The sequence below is a fragment of the Nostoc sp. genome (assembly GCF_036917155.1).
Lineage (GTDB): Bacteria > Cyanobacteriota > Cyanobacteriia > Cyanobacteriales > Nostocaceae > Nostoc.
This window is the reverse complement of record NZ_JBALDZ010000202.1, coordinates 1-18021: the sequence shown is the minus strand read 5'-3', so window position 1 is coordinate 18021 and position 18021 is coordinate 1. Positions and strand designations below refer to the sequence as shown.

General features: G+C 46.8%; 17 protein-coding genes and 1 CRISPR repeat array. Of the genes, 6 read left to right on the top strand and 11 right to left on the bottom strand.

Features of this window, described 5'->3' with window-relative positions; translation table 11 throughout:
• Positions 1-107: 107 nt before the first annotated feature.
• Positions 108-509 (top strand): DUF2294 domain-containing protein, encoded by a 402-nt coding sequence (locus V7K67_RS25865; RefSeq protein WP_335168961.1) that lies wholly within the window; start codon positions 108-110, stop codon positions 507-509.
• Here the strand turns inward: V7K67_RS25865 and V7K67_RS25860 are convergent.
• Both V7K67_RS25860 and V7K67_RS25855 read right to left on the bottom strand, forming a co-directional pair.
• The gene (locus tag V7K67_RS25860; RefSeq protein WP_335168959.1) at positions 494-877 is read right to left on the bottom strand and encodes a response regulator; all 384 of its coding nucleotides are present in this window, start codon (positions 875-877) and stop codon (positions 494-496) included. The genes V7K67_RS25865 and V7K67_RS25860 overlap by 16 nt on opposite strands.
• Positions 878-1169: 292 nt before the next feature.
• Positions 1170-2486 (bottom strand): CCA tRNA nucleotidyltransferase, encoded by a 1317-nt coding sequence (locus V7K67_RS25855; protein WP_334734019.1) that lies wholly within the window; start codon positions 2484-2486, stop codon positions 1170-1172.
• 86 nt (positions 2487-2572) lie between these two features.
• Here V7K67_RS25855 and V7K67_RS25850 point away from each other — a divergent pair, with 86 nt between their 5' ends.
• The 3 genes from V7K67_RS25850 to V7K67_RS25840 all read left to right on the top strand — a co-directional run bounded on the left by V7K67_RS25850 (position 2573) and on the right by V7K67_RS25840 (position 5944).
• Complete coding sequence (locus tag V7K67_RS25850; protein WP_334707373.1) at positions 2573-2821, top strand: Ycf34 family protein; 249 nt, start codon at positions 2573-2575, stop codon at positions 2819-2821.
• Positions 2822-3131: 310 nt separating this feature from the next.
• Positions 3132-3460: direct repeats of the CRISPR family, unit length 35 nt; unit sequence GTTTTAATTCCTTTACCCCTCACGGGGATGGAAAC.
• Positions 3461-3681: 221 nt separating this feature from the next.
• Positions 3682-5112, top strand: a complete 1431-nt coding sequence (locus tag V7K67_RS25845) for an esterase-like activity of phytase family protein (protein ID WP_334707372.1) — start codon at positions 3682-3684, stop codon at positions 5110-5112.
• Between the two features lie 646 nt (positions 5113-5758).
• Positions 5759-5944, top strand: coding sequence for a hypothetical protein (locus V7K67_RS25840; RefSeq protein WP_334734018.1), 186 nt, complete (start codon positions 5759-5761; stop codon positions 5942-5944).
• A gap of 160 nt (positions 5945-6104) precedes the next feature.
• On the opposite strand, the gene V7K67_RS25835 is transcribed toward V7K67_RS25840, so the two are convergent.
• Together V7K67_RS25835 and ctpB are read right to left on the bottom strand one after the other, a co-directional pair.
• A complete protein-coding gene (locus tag V7K67_RS25835; protein ID WP_334729071.1) occupies positions 6105-7094 on the bottom strand; it encodes a glycosyltransferase in 990 nt (329 codons plus the stop codon).
• A gap of 142 nt (positions 7095-7236) precedes the next feature.
• Positions 7237-8577, bottom strand: a complete 1341-nt coding sequence (ctpB, locus tag V7K67_RS25830; RefSeq protein ID WP_334729070.1) for a carboxyl-terminal processing protease CtpB — start codon at positions 8575-8577, stop codon at positions 7237-7239.
• Between the two features lie 311 nt (positions 8578-8888).
• On the opposite strand from ctpB, the gene V7K67_RS25825 reads away from it, so the two are divergent.
• Entirely contained in the window at positions 8889-9587 is a 699-nt protein-coding gene (locus V7K67_RS25825; protein ID WP_334710599.1) for a YdcF family protein, read from the top strand.
• Between the two features lie 372 nt (positions 9588-9959).
• Here V7K67_RS25825 and V7K67_RS25820 read toward each other — a convergent pair whose 3' ends face one another.
• The 7 genes from V7K67_RS25820 to V7K67_RS25790 all read right to left on the bottom strand — a co-directional run bounded on the left by V7K67_RS25820 (position 9960) and on the right by V7K67_RS25790 (position 16735).
• Positions 9960-10217, bottom strand: coding sequence for a hypothetical protein (locus V7K67_RS25820; RefSeq protein ID WP_335168956.1), 258 nt, complete (start codon positions 10215-10217; stop codon positions 9960-9962).
• Between the two features lie 402 nt (positions 10218-10619).
• Positions 10620-11627, bottom strand: a complete 1008-nt coding sequence (locus V7K67_RS25815; protein ID WP_334730565.1) for an aldo/keto reductase — start codon at positions 11625-11627, stop codon at positions 10620-10622.
• 455 nt (positions 11628-12082) lie between these two features.
• A complete protein-coding gene (locus V7K67_RS25810; RefSeq protein ID WP_335168954.1) occupies positions 12083-12919 on the bottom strand; it encodes an SDR family oxidoreductase in 837 nt (278 codons plus the stop codon).
• 172 nt (positions 12920-13091) lie between these two features.
• Positions 13092-13871 carry a carboxymuconolactone decarboxylase family protein gene (locus tag V7K67_RS25805; protein ID WP_334729495.1) on the bottom strand — a complete coding sequence of 260 codons (780 nt, stop codon included), beginning with the start codon at positions 13869-13871 and terminating at the stop codon, positions 13092-13094.
• A gap of 344 nt (positions 13872-14215) precedes the next feature.
• The gene (locus V7K67_RS25800) at positions 14216-15199 is read right to left on the bottom strand and encodes an aldo/keto reductase (RefSeq protein ID WP_334729746.1); all 984 of its coding nucleotides are present in this window, start codon (positions 15197-15199) and stop codon (positions 14216-14218) included.
• A gap of 27 nt (positions 15200-15226) precedes the next feature.
• Entirely contained in the window at positions 15227-16285 is a 1059-nt protein-coding gene (locus tag V7K67_RS25795; protein WP_335168951.1) for an NAD(P)-dependent alcohol dehydrogenase, read from the bottom strand.
• A gap of 12 nt (positions 16286-16297) precedes the next feature.
• Positions 16298-16735 (bottom strand): (R)-mandelonitrile lyase, encoded by a 438-nt coding sequence (locus tag V7K67_RS25790; protein ID WP_334710605.1) that lies wholly within the window; start codon positions 16733-16735, stop codon positions 16298-16300.
• A gap of 182 nt (positions 16736-16917) precedes the next feature.
• Between V7K67_RS25790 and V7K67_RS25785 the strand changes: the two genes are divergently transcribed.
• On the top strand, positions 16918-17901 hold the full coding sequence (locus tag V7K67_RS25785; protein ID WP_334729750.1) for an AraC family transcriptional regulator: 984 nt from the start codon (positions 16918-16920) through the stop codon (positions 17899-17901).
• Positions 17902-18021: the final 120 nt, after the last annotated feature.

Sequence of the window (18021 nt, the reverse complement as noted above, 5' to 3'; positions counted from 1 at the left end):
ATATACAACATGAATTTATTTTCCCGGACAATTTCACGATCGTCTACTATAATATTGAGTACTTCAACTCAGAGACTTAAACAATAAATATTATATCATAGCTGCTAATGGTACAAGCTAATATTGAACAATTAGAAAAAGAAATATCACAGCAGATCGTCAAATTATATGATGATAGACTAGGTAAGTCTCCTAGCCAAATCATCTGCCATTTTTTTGATACAGAAATTGTAATTTCTTTAGAAAACTCTGTTACCCAAGCTGAACAAACTCTACTAAAGGGAGGTTATGCTAGTTTAGCTGAACAAGTACGATTATATTTAGAAAAAATAACTAACCCAGAATTGAAAAGCTTGATTGAGGAAATTATTGGTAAACCTGTGCTTGACCTCATGACAAACACAAATTTAGCAACAGGCCGTACTGGGATTATTGTGATTTTCAATCAATTACCTGAGGTTTGTAATCCTGAATCTATATCTCAAGGGAAATGTCAAGAATTTAGCTGAGTGATGTGGCGATTTATTACCACTTCTAATTGATTAAAATCATAGGGTTTAGTAATACAATCATCAAATCCTATGAGCATTGTAGAGTCATCATCTTGTGCTATTGTTAGAGGTGCTACTGCAATGATTCGAATAGTAGCAGTTTTTGAATCGTGTTTGAGGTCATCAATGACTTGATTAGCACTCAAATTAGATAGCATCATATCCAGCAAAATTAAATCTGGTTGATGAGTTTGTGCCAATATCACAGCTCTCACCCCTTGTTTGGTACAAATGCATGAGAAATTTAATATTCCTAAATGAGAATTAAGTAGCTCTAAATCATGTAGGCTCTGTTCCACAACTAAAATTAAAGGCTGTCCATTCATGTAGCCAACTAAGGCTTAATCTGGTCAGATGTGGGACTTTTTCAAGCCCCGTCCTTTAGGACTGGGGTTTCTGACAAGCAGTTAATCTTGTCCAAGAAAGGCTAGGCATAAAGACTCCATCCATCACGAAAATCTGGAGGTCTTTTTTTCTGATAAGTGCTTAAGTAAATGTACGATGGTGTATTCAGGCAACTAACTAAGGCATAAAATGAATAGGCTGGTGTATAATCCATTAGGTTGTTCATTTCCGCACTTTTTACAACTATTATCACCAGAAATTGATTAAGTCTATTTAACCATCAAGTAACTGACGTGCAAGAGCGATCGCTTCTGTTGGTGTTGAGACTTTCCCCTCAGCTTGTGCTACGGCAATTTCTCTCAACAGTTGGCCGATGATTGGCGAAGCTGGAATATCTAATGCAACAATCAACTCCTTCCCGCTCACTAGTGGAATGGGATGAGCGATCAGATCATCAGGGTTCAGGTAGCGGTTGATCAAAGATGCTAAGACTTGGCAGCGTTTTGCTTTGGTTTCCTCTGTTGTCGCGACTGCTGTGTGTAGTGGCTTGTCACCAGACATCGCCTCTACGAAATTATCAACTGCTACAGCTAGCACTACCGTAGCGGGAAAGACAATATCTGCATCATGGAATAAAAAGTATTGTTCTCGCAAGGACATATCGACTACTTGAAACTGCGGTAATAGTTTCAAAGCAGTGGTTACACCCCGGATTTCGGCACGACTATAAGTTAGTTCCTGTAGCTCTATTTCTGCTAATTCGGGATTTGGGTTGACTAGACTTGCAAGTTTGGCAATGTCTAGCCAAGTGGTTTTGATGCGATCGCGGACATACTCTTGCAATTGTGCCCCTAATTGTTGCCAATTTTCTGTAAGGAAGGCAGCTGCATTGTCAACTTCTGCCAGTTTGAGTAAGCTTTCACGGGTGGCGTTTTTGAAGAAAGGCGCGAGTAAACCATCTTCCCAAGCACTTGTAATCCAGGGAGTACCTTGAGAATTTGCCAGTAGATAACCAATTTCTACCCTGACTCGTTCGGCTGCAACTTTGCTGATATGTGATGCCAAAGAACGAATTGCGGCTTGGGTAGCTGGCTCAATAGTAAAACCTAGTTGGGCAGCTTGGCGATAACCTCGCATTAACCGTAAAGGATCATCTTCTAGGTTAGCGGGTGATACCATTCGCAAAATGCCCTGTTGTAAGTCTACACAACCTTGCAGAGGATCGATAATTTCTTGCCTATGGGGATTATAGGCGATCGCATTGACTGTAAAATCCCGTCTGTGCAAATCAACTTCTAAACTATCTCCTTCCTGTTGGGCAAAGTCTGCTGTGGCGTGGGGAAAAACCACACGGGCAATTTGTCGTTCGGCATCGAGTAGTACAAAACCAGCTTTATAATGATGAGCGATCGCTCTCGCTACCTTTACTGCCTTAGATGGGATAACAAAATCTAGATCCAGATATTCGCGAGTTCTGCCAAGGATGGCATCTCGGACAGCGCCACCTACCATGTAAGCAGGTTGTGGCAAAAATTCCAAGCTAAAAGGCCAATTTTCGGGAGCTAGGGTAGAAGGAACTGATTCGTGCATTGTAATAAAAATCAACCCAACAACTCATAAATAACAGTTGGGCTTAAGTTACATTAACAATAAAGGCCCCTGGAGTTGGTTCTATTATGTGTATTTGCGTGAACTGCCACTATGTAGACAGCTGTGTTACCTATCATGCCGTGGAAGGGCAGCACCAACAGCCTCACTTGACTGAAACACCAGATTTTGATCCGAATGAACCTTCAATCAATGTCAACATTCGGACTCAAGATGATGTAATTGAAATGGAATGGGATGTTGTTGGTTGTCTGAGCTTTAAGCAAGAAACGGGTAAGTGGTCGAAGTTGCGTCCTGGTGAATTAGTGCCGACTTGACAAGTCAACAGTAGTGTGTTAAGACTATACCCATTAATAACAGAACTTTGACAATTCAATCACAAGTTTCCTGGTGAAAGCAAAAGTATTTATTTTGACTTTGCACACGTAAGTTTTTCGCGGCGGTAGAGCGATCGCTCAAACCCTGATTCTTTCGTTGACCCTCGCGAAAATCTCTCTGGGTAAGCTTTTGAGAAAGTTCTACTAGGGCTAAATTCTCAATAAATGTAGCTTATTGACAGGTAAATTAGACCCCCCGCGAAAATGGGTATCTGTAACTCTGTCTGCATAAGGCTTCTAAATGGGTAGGGTTTTAATTCCTTTACCCCTCACGGGGATGGAAACCCAAATCGTATGCAGCGAAATATTTGAAAAGTTTCAAGTTTTAATTCCTTTACCCCTCACGGGGATGGAAACTGGAAATAAATACACCAAAATCGCAGCCAATATGGTCACGTTTTAATTCCTTTACCCCTCACGGGGATGGAAACAAGGTTCGAAGGGTTATGACGGGGAGCGAACTAGTCGTACAGTTTTAATTCCTTTACCCCTCACGGGGATGGAAACTGATCACGTTCAGCTGTGTTGAAAGCCTGAGAATAAAGTTTTAATTCCTTTACCCCTCACGGGGATGGAAACAGCTTTTGGTCAAAGAACCGTTTAACCTCTCCTGTCCAGGGTTTTTCAATCACTTCCCCTCATGGGGATGAAAACTTAATACTGGTAGGCATCAGTCATTCCTACATTAATCTTGACTTAATCTTTGCTTAAAAATAGCTTAATCATTAGGCATAGATAATGAAAAAGTGAAAAAAATACAATATCCGTAAGTAAATATTGTACCTAGTAGGAATACTGATATGCTCAAGAGAAATCTCTTTCTGTTCTTGTTAGCGTCATTTTTTATTGCCCCCGCAGCCAACGCAGATGTTAAGCTGATCGCAATTGGAAGCCTGAGTGGTAACATCAGCGATCGCTCCAAGAAAACCTCCGCTCCACTTGAAAATGGTGTTCCGGGAAACCTCCTTGGTGGTTTTGGGTCAGGACTGGCCTATGCGGGTCGTAACACCTTCATTGCAATCCCAGATCGAGGCCCCAATGCCAAGGCATACAATAGCGCCGTGGATGACACAACATCCTATATAAACCGCTTCCAAACTATCACTGTGGAACTCGAACCAAGTCGGTCTCCTTTAGGGTTGCCCTTTACTCTTACTCCTTGTTTAGTTGACACGACTCTGCTATCCAGCGATAAGCCTCTCTACTACGGTACTGGCGTAGGACTGGGAGTACCTAACGGTGCCCCTGCCCTGAATACCAAGAATACCTACTATTTCACTGGACGTTCAGACAACTTCGACCCCAATCAGATATCGACCTATCCCAATGATGCCCGCTTCGATCCTGAAGGCGTGCGTGTATCCAATGATGGTAAGTCCATCTTTATCTCTGATGAATACGGCCCTTATGTGTACCAATTCGATCGCAAGACAGGTGAGCGCATCAAGTTCTTTACACTCAACAGCAAGTTTGCTGTCAGCAATCTAAATCCTGTTGGTGCTACAGAGATTAGCGGTAACACATCTGGACGTGTTGCAAACAAGGGTATGGAAGGCCTGGCAATTACTCCTAATGGCAAAACCCTAGTCGGCATACTGCAAAGTCCGCTGATCCAGGACGGGGGTACTAATGGCGCTTACACCAGAATTGTTAAGATCGATATTGCAACAGGCGCTACTCAAGAATACGCCTATAAGCTAGATAATATCGGCACACCAGCTAAACCGAAGTACCCGACAGTAAGTGAAATTTTATCCATCAACGATCGCGAATTCCTAGTAGACGAACGAGATGGCAAGGGATTGGGTGATGGCTCTCAGGCTGTCTTTAAGAAGATATACCATATCGATCTGACCAATGCTCAAGAAGTAAGCAATGTCACCGGGGAAAGCAACCTCGCGGGTAAAGAAGTTAGCAAGACCCTCTTCCTTGATGTTGTAGCGACGCTGACTCAGAATGGGATCAAACCAGAGGATATACCTGCCAAGCTTGAAGGTTTGGCTTTCGGGCCAGATGTGTTTATCAACCACGCGATCAAGCATACGCTCTTTATCAGCAACGACAACGACTTCGTTGGTACCATAACGTCGGATGCTTTGCATCCATCGGGTATCGACAACCCAAACAAGTTTTTCGTCTTTGCAATTGATGCTACTGACATCCCAGGATTCGTATCCCAGAGGATTGAAGGAGAGCATAAATATCCGAGATTCGGGGAAAGAAGATGGTAGAATTTGCAAAATGGAAAAATAAAGTTTTCCAAATGCAACTCTCACCAAACAATTAAGAACAGCGATATGCCAATGGCACGAAGATAAGGCAGTCCCGATGAAACTAGTTTCAAAAGCCTTGGATGAAAGAATGACTGGGGATTGAGGATTGGGAACTGGTATTTTTACTCAGCACGGGCTAAACGCCCCGCTACCGCTAACAGTACTCAGTATTCAGCACTTTCAAGGCAGGCGGCAGAAGGGAAAGAGAAAGAAAAGTCCTAAAAGCTTGCGTTGCAAGGTTTTAAAATTCCTGCCTCCTGCTTCATCCCAACAAATAATTAAACTTAGCTTTCACGTCGTAAGCCCCGCACCATAACTGTACTCAGTTTGGTGTCGCGATTATAAGGAGAGGGATTGAGGGTGAGGTAAGCCAGGTACATAAATTGTATGTTATTTAATTCTTATTCCTTAGCCGATTAGTGACAAGTTAAGGTTTTTTAGGTTTTGTCAAGAGCCAGTAAGCTGCCACGCATCTAGTTTTTTAGCTGACTCTAGGCTATGGAAGGGTTTTAGACCCAAAATTATACAATTTAGATGCACGACAGCTTATAAGCGATTCAAAAAGCTGAGAAACTGGTCAGAATAAGTCTTCTGGCTCAAAGTAATGCCGACCAAAAAACCGAGAAACCCTGACCATGCTCGTCGTCGCAACACCCCACAAGCAGATAACGAAGCCATTAGCGAACATTTGCAAGACTTACTGAGTCCAGCAATATCCAAAGGCGAACGCGCTGCGCCACGACGCTCGTTCGCTCTTAGCGTCTCCCCGAATCACATTGGGAGAGGCTAACGCCAAGGGAGAAGACAAAGGCTTAGCTGCACTATCGTTATAAATGTTTTTATTTCATTCCATAAATAAATTTAGTTGCTTGTTACCATTTTTCTTTTTCTTTATGAGTGCCTTTTTACTTTTTACTTTTGCCTTGTTCGGTCAAAGACTACTAATATTGTCAAAGTCGATCAATTATCTTGGCATTCTCTGGCAGCTTGGCATCTCTTTGCCCAGCAGTACGCGCCCTAGCCGTGAACAAACCAATGGGAGTATTTAATAAATCTACAATGGTGGATTGACCCGCAATGCCTGCGGCGGTCTGTACCAACGCCTTTTTAATATCTCTTGGTATTTCTTTCAATAACCAACGTGTCAAACGATAGCCGTATTCTTTGGGTGTCATCTCTCGCATCAAATCTACACCGTGTAGTTCGTGTAGATAGCGATTTGAGCGTCCATAGCGCCGCCATTGACTTTGCAGTTCTTTAAGTGTAGCGCGGTGACGGTGCTGAACGATCGCATCGGCAGCAAATTCCAAACGCCCGATGTTTTCCCCCAAAATCCGCCAGCAAATATCGGCATCGCCACCAGTGGTAAGATAGGGGCGAAATAAACCCGCTTTTTCTAAGGCTATGCGTCGAATCGCCAAATTAGCCGTTTGACCATAGGGACGAAAGGAATGGTTCAGGGTGTGCTTTTGCGATAGAGTTTCCTGAAGTTCTGCGTGTCTTTCTAGTAGTGTTGTGCCTGATAGTGCCAAAATCTCACCAGCAACAATTACCACTTCTTTGTTGACAAAAGGTTTAATTAGTGCATCTAACCATTGCGGTTGTGGACGACAATCAGCATCAGTAAAAACGATAATTTCACCCGTAGCGGCGCGAATCCCAGTATTACGAGCAGCATAAGAGCTTTGAATTTGGTTTTCACTCAATGGGGAAATTGTAATTGGGCAATTTTCGGCAGATATTTTGAGGATGGTGAGAGTGCGATCGCTACTATTATTGTCCACCAACAAGTACTCTACCCGTTCTTTTGGGTAAGTTTGAGACAATAGGCAATTGATTAACTCTGGTAAATCCGCCTCACCGTTATAAATAGGAACAACCACCGACACCATTGGTAAAAAGCTGGTGGCGGTGGTTGCATCAACTGACTGATGATTCATAAATCTAAGATTTGGGAGATGGGATTACTAGCTAGTATGCCCAAATCTAAATCCTGGAACAATTAGAAGGAATCAGAATTCAGGAGTGGAGCCGGAGACGTTTCCGTTGCTCTGGTCAGAATTAATTAGTGAGGGATTGAAACTAAAATTTCAAGTTACCAGCGCGACTCATGGGTTGAGTGGATTGATTTGCCGGCGGCTGGGCAAAGTTGTTATTTGATAGAATTGCGATCGCACGGGCATATTGCGGATCGCTCTTAGTGCCGATTAAATCTGGATTAGAAGCCAACTGACGCTCTTGTGCCTCTGTCAAGTCTAGCTTGATATCTGGGGTAATGCCTTTATGGTTAATATCTGTTCCCGCAGGGGTGTAGTAATGGGCAATTGTGACAGCCAAACCGGAACCATCTGCGAGTTCATGAACTGACTGCACTAAGGCTTTACCAAAGGTTTGACCACCGACGACTACGGCCCGCTTATTATCCTTGAGTGCCCCTGTGAGGATTTCGCTAGCACTAGCTGAATTACCATCTACTAAGACCGCCAAAGGACGATTTGTCAAAGCAGTGCGATTGGCTTTAGTTTCTTCACTGCTGCCCACACGGTCTACGGTCTTGACAATTCCGCCATTATCGTACCACATCCGAGCAATTTCAATACTCGCCTGCAACAAACCGCCAGGATTTCCCCGCAAATCTAAGACATAAGAATCGACTTTCTTAGTATTCAAATCGCGGATGGCTCGTTGCATTTGGTCTGCGGCGTGGGCGCTAAATTCTCGCAAACGAATATAGCCAACGCGGCGATTCCCTTCTTGTCTGAGGGTATAGCGTACCGTTGGTACTTCAATACTTGCCCTTGTCAGTTTCAAATCAAAGGCATTTTGCCCCGCGCGTCCCAGTCGTAGTTTGATGGGAGTACCCGCTTTGCCACGGATTAGCTTAGAGGCATCATCCACCTTCATTTTAAGAGTGGGTTTGCCATCAATTGCCAAAATTTCATCGCCCGCTTTGATCCCAGCTTTCAGCGCTGGAGAATTTTCTATGGCTTCGACAACGGTGAGCCGTTGAGTTTTTTCGTTCACTTCCATCCGAACGCCAATGCCAGAGACTTCTCCAGATGTTTGGTTAGTCAGGGCTTCAAACTGTTGGGGGTCCATGAATCGAGTATAAGGATCTCCCAACTTTTGTAAAGCTTCGCGGATGGCGGTGTATGCTTCTTCGCGAGAAGAGTAGTCTTTGCTCAACAGGCTTTGCCTGGTTGCTTGCCAATCTTGTTGATTAAATTTACCGTCAACATATTCATGATTTACCAGTTGCCAAACTTGGTCAACTATCACTTTTGGGCTGTCTTGTAGGGCTAGAGCCGCGCGGACACCACGAGTCCAAGCGGGGCCGAATACAGACATCGTAGCAGTCGTGGCGATCGCTCCACCAATCAAGGCTACTTGGAGCGGTGAGTAACTTTTCGCAGATTGGTTCATGTATACTTAGCTGGAATAATTGTGTTGTTGACAGTTTAGCAATCAGGCTTTCCAGAAATTTTTAAGTTTTTATACCCCAAAATAAACTATGCTCCTCCATCATTTTTATGGTTAAATGATGCCAAAATACCGCATTAGTTATTAACAACCATTTCTCAGTTTGTTAGCCTTCTCCGGAAGGACATACTGAACTTATGACACTTTGATTAGCGTCATATTTGCATTCTCGATTACTTTTATAAGATAGCACTTTGCTCACTGAATTGCAGCACTGTTATACAGTCATTAAATCAGCTTTTCTTACCTAAGTCATGAAACGCAAATTTACCATCAAATCATTAATTTCTATTAAAAAAAAATCGGCTAATCTGTGGCAGTTGTTACAAAAACTAACTAGCGGATTGTACGTTATCCTGGGTGTTTGGCTGATTTTTACTACTATAACCTTAGTTTTTGCTTCCTTGCAGCCTGTAGATGCCTTCTTTGTGCTTGGTGGCAGTATTCGTCGAGAAACTTATGTTGCCCAACAAGCAAAACAATACCCGCAAACCCCGATTTTAATTTCTCATGGTTCCCCCGATCCCTGTATACGGTTAATTTTCCAGGCGGAATTGGCAGGGTTACAAAACGTTTGGTTAGAAAAGTGCGCCAATTCTACCTTTGAAAATTTTTATTATGGTATTCCAATTTTGCGGCGTTGGGGAGTGCATAAAGTCATGTTGATTACATCGCCGAGTCATTTACCTAGAGCCTTATGGATGGCACAGATTCTTTTGGGCGCTCATGGTATTTGGGTAGAGTCAGAGATTGTTCAGGAGTTGGGCGTCCCTGGTAATAATGAATCTTGGCTCAAAACGGGATTAGATATAACACGCAGCTTATTTTGGGCGATTTTAAGTCAAATTATTCAACCACAATGCTCAAATGTGATAAAGCTTACCGAAGTAGATATGCCAGCTTGGGAGCATCAAGGTTTTCATTGTGAACACCAAGGGGGTTTAAGGAGATAAGGTACAGGACTTACGCACGGGCTACGATTTTACGTCATAACGAAGAGGTCTCACTTAGTTGACAAATATATACACTCGTTGATCGAACAAGGCAAAAGCAAAAAGTAAAAAGGCACTCATAAAGAAAAAGGAAAATGGTAACAAGCAACTAAATTTATTTATGGAATGAAATAAAAACATTTATAACGATAGCGCAGCTAAGCCTTTGTCTTCTCCCTTGGCGTTAGCCTCTCCCAATGTGAGAAGGAGAGACGCTAAGAGCGAACGAGCGTCGTGGCGCAGCACGTTCGCATGATTGCGTCTCGTAGAGAGAAATAATACGTCCATGATTATTTCCCCTAAATTTATTTATGGGGATTATCTTTTTACTTTTTACTTTTTAAAAAGGGATTTTCTCTGTTGGCTGGCCATATTATCTACAGCTTGATCGCCATTTGTTGCCATCAACGTATTTAAACTGCTGAAATTAAAAGCAAAAGCAGGAGTTGCTTCCCATGAAAAGATAAGAGAGAACACGAGAGTAATTACAACTGCTAACTTAATAATTGTATTCTTCATAATCTTCTTTTTTACATCTCTTAAGTTTATGATCTTTGTGGCTGGTTTGATATCAAATTGCTGTAAATCCATGCGAAATCATCACAAGCGCTAGTTGCACAGGTGTCAGTAGCATTTGACATGAATTTTGATACATAACCTCAGTTCGGGAAAAGTCAGGTTTATTCACCTCTAACTAACTGAAACGACACAAGCACGTTAATATATCTATCCCAAAATTAAGCAACGGTGTAATCCCGCATTTCTCACAAGCTTGAAATGCAAGGGAGCAGGGGAGCAGGGGAGAGTTCAATGTGCCTTGTTCTTTCCCCTCTGCCCCTCTGCACAAGGTTTTGAGAGATGTGGTGAGAAATCTGGGTAATGAGGGTTTCAGCTTATCCCGAACTCAGGTTTTGATAGTTTTTTCTGGCTACTTTTTGTCTAAGTCCCATTAGTGAGCTACGAAATGCAACCAGAGAACACATTTTTTGCCGCTCAACGACCGGTCATTTGCTCCAGCTTTTCGGGGTATCTAGCCCCTTGCACCGTGATCTTGGAGGCGGCATCATCGATGTCACGCAGATCGTTAGGCGTGAGTTCGACTGAGACTGCCCCGATGTTTTCGTCCAAGCGATGCAGCTTCGTGGTGCCTGGGATCGGCACGATCCACGGCTTCTGGGCCAGCAGCCAGGCGATCGCAATCTGAGCCGGTGTCGCCTGCTTCTGTTCTCCGATGCTGCCGAGCAGATTAATCAAGGCCTGATTCACCTTGAGAGCCTCCGGCGTGAAGCGAGGCAGGGTGCTGCGGAAATCGGAGCTGTCGAAGGTTGTGCTTTCGTCGATCTTGCCAGTGAGAAAGCCCTTGCCCAGAGGGCTATACGGGACAAAGCCGATTCCGAGTTCCTCAAGGGTCGGTATCACTTCCTTCTCAGGAGTTCTCGTCCACAGCGAGTATTCGCTCTGGAGAGCAGTGACCGGCTGAACCGCGTGGGCGCGACGAATCGTTTGCACTCCTGCTTCCGAGAGTCCAAAGTGCTTCACCTTACCTGACTGAATCAGTTCCTTCACCGCTCCTGCCACGTCTTCGATCGGCACGTTTGGGTCAACCCGGTGCTGATAGAGCAGGTCTATTGTCTCGACCTTGAGGCGCTTGAGCGAACCCTCGACGGCCTGCTTGATGCGCTCCGGCCGACTATCCAATCCTGGCGCACCCTTCATCCCACGGGGATCGGAATTAGGACTCAGGTCGAATCCGAATTTGGTGGCAATGACCACTTGCCCACGGAAGGGAGCAAGGGCTTCCCCCACAAGCTCTTCGTTTGTGAACGGGCCGTAGACTTCGGCGGTGTCAAAGAATGTAACGCCGCGTTCGACGGCAGCCCGAAGAAGAGCGGTCATTTCCTGCGTGTCTTTGGGCGGGCCATAAGAAAAGCTCATTCCCATGCATCCAAGCCCGATAGTCGAGACTTCCAGATTACTGTTTCCAAGTTTGCGCTTTTGCATTTTTTGAACTCCTGTCTTTGATTTAAAGGTGAATTAAAGGTCGGAACTGTCCTACTCCATCGGTGAGAGGTTAAGATAATCTTACTTTTGTCAATTAGAAATTATGCTTAAAATTTGGAAAGAGCCGAGGTATGAAGTTAACTGTTGTACTGAAATTATGGGTTAAGAATAAATGATGCGTATCAAGATGACGCGTAGGCAAAGCCCAACCTAGGCATCGCCCAATCAAAAATTCTGTTTCTAACCCCGATTTCAGCAATATTTTAAGTACTATTGCTTATTGACAAATTGTATCTGACCTTAACCTCTCACAAATGGTCCTACTCCAAGATCAGGTCTGGTCTTGTTCGTCGCTGACCTGTTCCATTTAGTCCACAATCTTGCCGTCGATCTGTTGCTGAATGGCGATGTGCATCATGTCCGTGGATTTGATGATGATGCTTCTTGCGCGATCGCTAGAACGAACCGTCCGTTGATTTCGATAGCTCTTCATGGGCGCGCGTTGCCTGCAACCGTTCCTCGACAGCCGACGCGATCGCCGCAAGGGCGTCACTTCCGGCAACGAACAACTTCGGCGGATTCTCCATCCCGGCGATTTTGACCAGAGCATCGCCCAACTTTGCCGGGTCACCCTGCTGCGTGCCGTTGTAGGCCGACCACGTCTGCTGGACGTTGCCCTCAACGGCATAGTCTTCGATGGCGTTGCTAGGCCATCTGACATTCCGATCGTCCAGAAGATCCGTGCGGAAGAAGCCCGGTTCGACGAGCGTGATCTTGATGCCGAACCCCTCGACCTCGGCCGCGACCGACAGCGAGATGCCCTCAACCGCGAACTTCGATGCGGCGTAGGCAGCACAGTGCTTAAACCCGACAACGCCAGCAACGGAGCTAATGTTAATGATGTGACCTGACTGCTGCTGACGCATAACCGGCAGCACGGCGCGCATGATGTACACCACACCATAAAAGTTCGTCGCAAACTGGCGCTCTATGTCAGTCGTGGTCATCTCTTCAAAATTACCAAGCAGGCTGTAGCCCGCATTGTTAACCAAAACGTCGATGCGACCGAACCGCTTCACCGCCTCCTCGACGGCTGTTTTCGCCTCTACCTCGTCGGAAACGTCCAACTGGACAAATGCAAGATTCTCGCTTGCAACATCGCGCAAAGCATTACGCACTTTGTCGAGGTTTCGGCCAGTCGCGACTACACGGTCACCGGACTGCAATGCCGCCTTGGCGGTTCCGGCTCCGATGCCGCTGCCAGCGCCTGTGATCAACCAAACTTTGCTCATGATTATTCCCTTATTATTCAGATATTAATCAGGTCTTGTTTGTCGCTGACCTGTTCCATCCACTCGACTGTATTGCCGCAGCAGTCGTTGATCTCGCGTATGTAGTCTGCTACAGTGACCGAAATGTCAATGAGAGAACATATTCTTCGCTAGTCAATCGTGATCATCGACATTACTCCGTCGCCACTTCATTCAGGCATTTCAACGCATTCAGTGTTCGGGGATATCCCACCCAGGGCAACAATTGTGTAATCAGATCCAGCAGTATGTCTTTGCCGTTTCCGACATTCAGGTTGCCTTGAATGTGCCCCTTGATCTGTGATTCAACCCCGCCCAGAGCTATGAGGATAGACAGTGTGATCAGCTCCCTGACTTTGATGTCTACGCCATTGCGGGTGTAATAATCGCCAAAGCAATTGGCAGACAGAAACCTTTGAATGTGCAGTTGGTCTTTGGGCGATCGCTCATACATTTGATCGATCGTCTCGCCGAACACCGCTTTCTGTATTGCCAGCCCTTTGTCGTAGCGTGTTTCCGGGCTGGTGGTCGATTGCCCTTCTAAAGGTAATTGAATGCCCCTGCTGGACATCACTTCATTCGTGGCATGAACGAAATCAAATGCTTTCGCCATACCCACGTAGGGTACTGACTGATACAGGATCTCCTTGATTTCAATCGGCGTTACTCCGACATTGAGCGCAGCGCCCACCATAACCCTGTATTCACTTACTGCCTGGCTGCCGATGATAGATGCCAGAATCAGCACGACTCTTGTCTTTGTATCCAGCTTGCTCTCAGCAATTACTTCGTCGAAGGCGAAGTTGTCAAAGACTTCGATCAGTTCCGGGTCGGTTACTTTCAGGGTCGATTTGTGGTTTGGAAACAGTTCCTCATGGTTTTTATGTGCCGCTTCACTTATCCTTACAGAGTCCTGCTGCGGTGTATTTGTCATCCGCACCTCCTTCTTTTAATCACAGTTCTGTGTCCAGCGATTCCGTCTATAATCCAATACGCTTGGGTTAAGCATTTCTTTCTTTTCTCTGCGTCCTCTGCGTCTTCTCTACGAGACGCTACGCGTTCACGCAGTGTCTCGCAGAGAAGGCGGTAGCCTGCGGCAAGCCCTTCTCTACGAGAGGCTGCGCCAACGGGTTCGGGGGTGACGCTCCTAACGTCGCTAACGCTGCGCTAACGCAATCGACGGGAACCGCCAAGACTGCGACCCCCTCACCGCTTTGCGTCTACGTTAAAAATTTGACTTTGATAACAGAGTTTTAGCCTTAACCCAAGCGTATTGGTCTATAATCCCGTGCGCTTTTCCAGCTCTTCTGGATAGCGATCGCCTTCCACGGTAATTTGCGCCAATGCCGCGTCGATGCTCTTTAATTCGTCCTGCGTCAGATCGATGTCCCCTGCCGCAATGTTTTCTTCCAGGCGGCTCAATTTGGTCGTGCCGGGAATGGGCACAATCCACGGTTTTTGCGCCAGTATCCAGGACAGGGCGATTTGCGCTGCTGTGGCTTTCTTCTGGTTTGCTACCTCTTTCAACAAATCCACCAAGGACTGGTTGGCATCGAGAGCTTCCGGAGTAAACCGAGGAACGATGCTGCGGAAGTCGGATTTGTCGAATTTTGCGTCCTTGCTGATACTGCCCGTCAGGAAGCCTTTACCCAAAGGACTAAACGGCACAAAACCGATTCCCAGTTCTTCCAGGGCAGGCAACAAGGTTTCTTCCGGTCGCCGCCACCACAGGGAGTACTCACTCTGAACGGCAGTTACTGGTTGGACTGCGTGCGCCCGGCGAATGGTCTGTACACCCGCTTCTGAAAGCCCCCAATGTTTGATTTTGCCTTCACCGATCAAATCCTTGATGGTTCCGGCTACGTCTTCGATCGGCACTTGGGTATCCACGCGGTGCTGGTAGTACAAATCAATCACGTCGGTGTTTAATCGCTTCAGCGAACCTTCTACGGATTCCCTGATTGCTGATGGATGACTGTTCTGCACCTGCTTACCGTCCTGTACCTTGATGCCGAACTTCGTGGCAATGACGATGCGATCGCGGTAGGGTTTGAGCGCTTCGCCTACCAATTCTTCATTGGTGAATGGCCCATACATTTCGGCTGTATCAAAGAAGGTGACGCCACGCTCCACTGCGGCTTGGAGCAGAGAGATGCTTTCTTGCTTGCTGAGGGTATGGCTGTAGGCATGGTTCAGCCCCATACAGCCCAGCCCGATCGCCGAGACTTCCAAATTACTGTTTCCAAGTTTGCGCTTTTGCATTGTTATTCCTTCGAGGTTCCACCTCGGTTATGCAGATTTAAGGGATGCCATATCAATACAGAAGCGGTACTTCACATCGGACTTGAGCAGTCGCTCGTAGGCTTCGTTGACTTTCTGGATAGGAATGACTTCGACATCGGCGGTGATGTTATGCTTGCCGCAAAAGTCAAGCATCTCTTGGGTTTCGGCGATGCCGCCGATCATAGAGCCGGAAAGACTGCGGCGCGCCATGATGAGGCTGAATGCCGAGATGTCCAGGGGCTTTGCGGGTGCGCCAACAAGGGTGATGTTGCCGTCGTGGGTGAGCAGGTTGAGATAGGCGTTGATGTCGTGATCGGCGGAAATGGTGTCGAGGATGAAGTCGAAGCTGCCTGTGTGCTTCTGCATCTCGTCAGCGTTGCGGGAGACGACCACTTCATCGGCACCAAGGCGGAGTGCGTCTTCCTTCTTGTTAGGCGAGGTGGTGAAGACGACGACGTGGGCATCGAACGCACGAGCGAACTTCACGCCCATGTGGCCCAGCCCGCCAAGACCAACCACGCCGACCTTCTTGCCCTTGGTAACACCCCAGTGGCGCATGGGCGAGTATGTTGTAATTCCGGCGCAGAGGAGCGGCGCAGCTCCAGCAAGATCGAGGTTGGAGGGAACGCGCAGAACGAAGCGTTCATCGACGACGATGCTATCAGAGTAGCCACCATAGGTCACGCCTCCGAGTTGCTTGTCCGGGGAGTTAAAGGTTTGGGTCATGTTCGGGCAGAACTGCTCAAGACCACCCCTGCAATGCGGGCAGGTGCCATCCGAGTCAACCATGCAGCCGACTGCGGCGAGGTCGCCGGGCTTGTACTTCGTAACTGCCGAGCCGACCTTAGTGACACGGCCGACGATCTCATGACCGGGAACAATCGGATAGACTGTGGACATAATGCTGCTCCACTCGTTACGCACTGAATGGAGGTCGGAGTGGCAGATGCCGCAGAAGAGGATTTCAATCTGCACGTCGTGTTCAGTTGGATCGCGACGCTTGATCTTGGTAGAGGACAACGGTGATGTTGCACTGGCTGCGGAATAAGCTTTTGTGTTGTACATAAATTGATGCTCCTATTTGTCTACTTTTGGCGTCTGGTATTGTTCGTCGCTGACCTTTTCCATCCAGTCTACGGGCTTGCCGTCGAGCCATTCCTGAATGGCGATGTGCGTCATGGACGTGTTTGCTGTAGCACCGTGCCAATGCTTCTCACCCGGCGAGATCGAGATCGCGTCTCCCGGTCGAATTTCCTCGATCGAGCCACCCCAGCGTTGTACGAGGCCACAGCCAGCTGTCACGAGCAGGGTTTGCCCCAACGGGTGGGTGTGCCATGCTGTCCGAGCGCCAGGTTCAAATGTGACACTGGCACCAGACGTGCGTGCTGGATCGTGTGCCTCGAACAGGGGGTCAACGCGGACAGTGCCGGTAAAATACTCAGCCGGTCCTTTAGCGGAAGGCTGTGAGCCACTTCTTTTGATGTCCATTTTCTTAATTCCTTTACTTGATGCCATTTCGATGGCTAGTAGGCAAGTCTCTTGCCCAATCAAAACTGAGTTTTCTCTTGAATAAAAATCCAGAATGCTTATAAGAAGCCGAAATCATTTTTCATCACTTTAGCTTCATTCTACAAATCTTCAAGCGCAAGCAATAGGACGATCGTCTAAGATTGTTGTACAATCCTGCAAACTTAGAAATGAACGCTGCCAAAACGAGTGAAAAGTCCGATATCGATTTAATGAACAACCCCCAGGCAAAGCGCGAGGCAGACAGAGCGCAAGCCCACAGAGACGAACTGAAAGAGCGGATTGCACAGGCTATTCGTCATGATGGGACGATTGAGCCGCTGAAAGGATTGCACTTCAACCGCGCCTCCTCACCTTCGGAATGCCTTCATAGTGTCTCTATCCCTGCCTTTTGTGCGATCGCTCAGGGCAGCAAAGAAGTTCTTCTGGGTAGCGATCGCTATCAATACGATCCGATGCATTATCTGCTGGCTACGGTCGAACTGCCGATTGTCAGCCAAATTCTAGAAGCGTCAAAGGCGCAACCATACTTTAGCCTTCGCCTCGATCTCGACCCCACCATTGTTGGCTCAGTGATGGTTGAGGCAGGGTATCCATCATCGCGCAGCCGTGCTGATGTGAAAGCGATTGACGTAAGTCCGTTGAATGCAAATCTCTTGGACGCTGTGGTGCGGCTTGTCAGGCTTCTAGATTCCCCTGCTGAAGCTCATGTTCTCGCACCACTGATTAAGCGGGAAATCATTTACCGACTTCTGATGGGAGAGCAAGGTAATCGGCTCCGTCATATTGCAGTTCTGGGTGGCTACACCTACCACATTGCCAGAGCCGTCGAGCGACTTCGTAAAGACTTTAACGAGCCGCTTCGGATTGAAAACATCGCACGAGAGATGGGAATGAGTGTCTCAGGTTTTCACCATCACTTCAAGTCTGTTACTGCAATGAGTCCCTTACAGTTCCAAAAGCAATTGCGGCTCCAGGAGGCTCGCCGTCTGATGCTGGGGGAAAACCTTGATGCTACCAGTGCTGCCTACCGAGTGGGGTACGACGATGCCTCGCACTTCAATCGGGAGTACAAGCGGCTCTTTGGTGCCCCACCGATGCGCGATGTGGAGCGGCTGCGAGAAACTGCTAGGGAGACTGCTAGTTCAATATAATCAGAACCAGCCCTTTCAAGGTCTTTTGACATCCACCCCCGCCATTTATGGCGGGGATTCTAAGAAGTTGCCTTCTGAGGTTTTCTGCTTCTACGAGTCGGCTTGCTTGGAGGATTTGCA